We start from the raw sequence: 3,653 nt of genomic DNA, 5'->3' as shown, positions 1-3,653 counted from the left end.
ACTCGAGAAGATCGAGAGCGCGCGGCCGGATCTGGTCCTGCTCGACGTCATGATGCCGGGGATGAGCGGGTACGAGGTCTGCAAGAAGCTCCGCGGCAACCCGGCGACGGCGACGCTGCCCGTGGTCATGGTGACGGCGCTCGACCCCACGCAGGAGCGCGTCAAGGGGATCGAGGCCGGCGCCGACGACTTCCTGACGAAGCCGATCAACCAGCAGGAGCTGCTCGCCCGCGTGAAGTCCCTCTTGAGGATCAAGGTGCTCCACGACGAGCTCGCCGGCTGGAACCGGACGCTCGAGCGGCGCGTCGAGGAGCAGCTTGTCCAGCTCGAGCGCCTCGAGCGCCTGAAGCGCTTCTTCTCCCCGCAGCTCGCCGAGATGATCGTCAGCGGCGACGCCGAGGATCCCCTGAAGAGCCACCGGCGCGAGATCTCCGTCGTCTTCCTCGACCTCCGGGGCTTCACGGCGTTCGCCGAGACCTCCGAGCCCGAGGAAGTCATGGGCGTGCTCCGCGAGTACCACGGGGAGATGGGGCGGCTCATCCTCGAGCACGACGGCACGCTCGAGCGCTTCACCGGCGACGGGATGATGATCTTCTTCAACGACCCCGTGCCGGTGCCCGACGCGCCCCAGCGGGCGGTCCGGATGGCGGCGGCGATGCGCGCGTGCGTGGACGAGCTGCTCGTCACGTGGAAGAAGCGGGGCTACGAGCTCGACTTCGGCGTCGGCATCGCCCAGGGCTACGCGACGATCGGGGCGATCGGCTTCGAGGGGCGGATGGACTACGGCGCGATCGGCACGGTGACGAACCTCGCCGCGCGGCTCTGCGGCGAGGCGAAGCCCCGGCAGATCCTGATCTCCCAGCGCGTCCTCGGCGCGGTCGAGGACCTCGTCGAGGTCGAGGACCTGGGCGGGCTCACGCTCAAGGGCTTCTCGAAGCCCGTTCCCGCCTTCAACGTCGTCCGGTTGCAGGCCTAGTCAGCGACCGATGCCCGTGTAGAGGTGGCAGGCCACCTGCCGCCTCGCCTCGGGCAGGAGCCGCGGCTCCTCGCGGCTGCAGCGCTCCATCACCCGCGGGCAGCGCGGGTGGAAGCGGCAGCCCGCCGGCGGCGCGAGCGGGCTCGGCACCTCGCCCGCCACGATGATCTCCTCGCGCTTCTCGTCGGGGTGCGACGGGAGCGCGGCCGAGAAGAGCGCCTGCGTGTACGGATGCTTCGGCGCGGCGGCGATGGTCGCCGCGTCGCCGATCTCGACGATCCGCCCGAGGTACATCACCGCGATCGTGTGGCTCATGTGCGCGACCGCGGCGAGGTCGTGGGCGATGAAGAAGTACGAGAGGCCGAGCTGCGCCTGGAGGTCCGTCAGGAGGTTGAGGATCTGGGCGCGGATCGAGACGTCGAGCGCCGAGACGGGCTCGTCGAGCACGACCAGCTTCGGCGAGAGGGCGAGCGCCCGCGCGATCGCGATCCGTTGGCGCTGGCCGCCCGAGAACTCGTGCGGGAAGAGATCGGCCGAGCGCTCGGGCAGCCCCACCAGCTCGAGCAGGTGTGCGACGCGCTTCGCGACCTCGCCCCCGGTGAGGCGCTCGTTGGTGACGAGCGGCTCGGCGATGATCCGGTCCACGCGCATGCGCGGGTTGAGCGAGGCGAACGGGTCCTGGAAGACCGCCTGGACCGAGCGGCGATACTCGCGGTGCATCGCGGCGTCCAGCCCCTGGAGGTCGCGCCCGTCGAACCGGAGCAGGCCGGAGGTCGGCGTCTCGAGGAGCAGGACGAGCTTGGCCGTCGTCGTCTTGCCGCACCCCGACTCGCCGACGAGGCCCAGCGTGCGCCCGCGCTCGATCGTGAACGAGATCCCGTCCACGGCGCGCACGACGGCGGTCTGGCGGGCCAGGAGCCCGCGCCGCACGGGGAAGTGCTTGGTGAGCTGGAGCGCCTCGAGGACGGGCCCGGCCATCTCAGCCCGAGAGCCAGCAGCGGCTGACCTGAGCCTCCGCCACCCGGAATTCGGGCGGCGCCTCCACGCGGCACCGGTCCATGACCTTCGGGCAGCGCGGGTGGAAGGCGCAGCCGGGCGGCAGCGCCACCGGGTCCGGGGGCTGCCCGTCGATCGCGGTGAGGCGCTGGCGCCCGTCGCTCATACGCGGGATGGACTCGAGGAGCGCCTGCGTGTAGGGGTGCGCCGGCGACGAGAAGATCCGCGCGACGGGACCCGCCTCGACGAGGCGCCCCGCGTACATCACCGCGACGTGGCCGCACATCTTCGCGACGATGCCGAGGTTGTGCGTGATGAAGATCATCGCGAGACCGTGGTCGCGCTGGAGGTCGCGCAGGAGCCGCAGGTACTGCGCCTGGATCGTCAGGTCCAGGCTCGTCGTCGGCTCGTCGGCGATGAGCAGGCGCGGCCCGCACGAGATCGCGATCGCGCCGACGACGCGCTGGCGCATCCCGCCCGAGAGCTGGTGCGGGTACTCGCGGACGCGCGCCTCGGGCGCCGCGATGCGCACCGCGCGCAGGAGCTCGCGCGCGCGGTCCCACGCGCTCCCTCGGCTCGCCCCCTCGTGGACGCGGATCGGCTCGGCCACCTGGTCGCCGACGGTGAAGAGGGGGTTGAGGCTCGCGAGCGGGTCCTGGAGGATCATCGCGATCCGCTTGCCGCGCACGCGGCGCATCTCCGCGTTCGAGATCCGGAGGAGGTCCTCGCCCTCGAACCAGATCTCGCCGCCGACGTTCCGCGCCGCCGGCGGCAGCAGGCGCAGGAGCGAGAGCGCGAGCGTGGTCTTCCCGGAGCCAGACTCGCCGACGATCCCGAGCGTCTCGCCCTCGTCGACCGCCAGCGAGACGTCGTCCACGGCGCGCGTCACCCGCGTGCCCCGCGAACTCACGTAGTGCGTCGAGAGGTTCCTGACCTCGAGCAGCTTCACAACTGGCGGAGCTGCGGATCGAGCTTGACGCGGAGCCAGTCGCCCAGGAGGTTCGCCGCGAGCACCAGGAGCATGATGCACGTGCCCGGCAGGACCGTGAGCCACCAGTAGCCGGCCATGAGGCCCTTCTTGCCGTCGGCGAGCATCAGCCCCCAGGCGGGTTGCGGCGGCGGGACGCCGACCCCGAGGAACGAGAGCGACGCCTCGGTGACGATGACGACGCCCAGCATGAGCGTCGCCAGCACGATGGTGGAGTTGAGCACGTTCGGCAGGATGTGGCGCCGCATGATCGTGCGCTTGCTGCAGCCGGCGACGATCGCGAGGCGGACGAATTCGCGCTCCTTCAGCGAGAGCACCTCGCCGCGGACGACGCGGGCATAGCGGGTCCAGTAGACCGCCGCGAGGATGATCACGATGTTCATCGCGCTCGGCCCCACGATCGCCGCCAGGAAGATCGCGAACGTGAGCGCGGGCAATGCGAGCCAGGCGTCGGTGATCCGCATGATCACCTGGTCGACCCAGCCGCCGAGATACCCGGACAGGATCCCCAGCACCGTGCCCAGGATGCCCGCGAAGATCACGGCCATGAAGCCCACGACGAGCGAGACGCGCGCGCCGAAGATGAGGCGCGAGAGGACGTCGCGGCCCAGGTGGTCGGTGCCGAGCAGGTGCTCGCCCGTGCCGCCGTCCTGCCAGGCCGGCGGGTGGAAGCGATCGCCGAGCGTGCCGACC

At 71.2% G+C, this 3,653-nt stretch carries 4 protein-coding genes; 1 reads left to right on the top strand and 3 read right to left on the bottom strand.

Going from position 1 to position 3,653, the window contains the following annotated elements:
* The coding region (locus VKG64_17105) for an adenylate/guanylate cyclase domain-containing protein (protein ID HKB26755.1) at positions 1-976 on the top strand (976 nt) is incomplete at its 5' end.
* On the opposite strand, the gene VKG64_17100 is transcribed toward VKG64_17105, so the two are convergent.
* The 3 genes from VKG64_17100 to VKG64_17090 form a co-directional block, all read right to left on the bottom strand.
* The gene (locus VKG64_17100) at positions 977-1,954 is read right to left on the bottom strand and encodes a dipeptide ABC transporter ATP-binding protein (GenBank protein ID HKB26754.1); all 978 of its coding nucleotides are present in this window, start codon (positions 1,952-1,954) and stop codon (positions 977-979) included.
* Between the two features lies 1 nt (position 1,955).
* Entirely contained in the window at positions 1,956-2,921 is a 966-nt protein-coding gene (locus VKG64_17095; protein HKB26753.1) for an ABC transporter ATP-binding protein, read from the bottom strand.
* Positions 2,918-3,653: ABC transporter permease (locus VKG64_17090; protein ID HKB26752.1), on the bottom strand; the 736-nt coding region annotated here is incomplete at its 5' end. The genes VKG64_17090 and VKG64_17095, both read right to left, overlap by 4 nt.

It is taken from the genome of Candidatus Methylomirabilota bacterium (assembly GCA_035260325.1).
GTDB lineage: Bacteria > Methylomirabilota > Methylomirabilia > Rokubacteriales > CSP1-6 > AR19.
This window is presented reverse-complemented; position numbering and strand designations above follow the sequence as displayed.

Bases quoted from the DNA above. Each gene is read 5' to 3' on its own strand.
- VKG64_17100 (HKB26754.1), bottom strand. From the start codon at position 1,954: ATGGCCGGGCCCGTCCTCGAGGCGCTCCAGCTCACCAAGCACTTCCCC.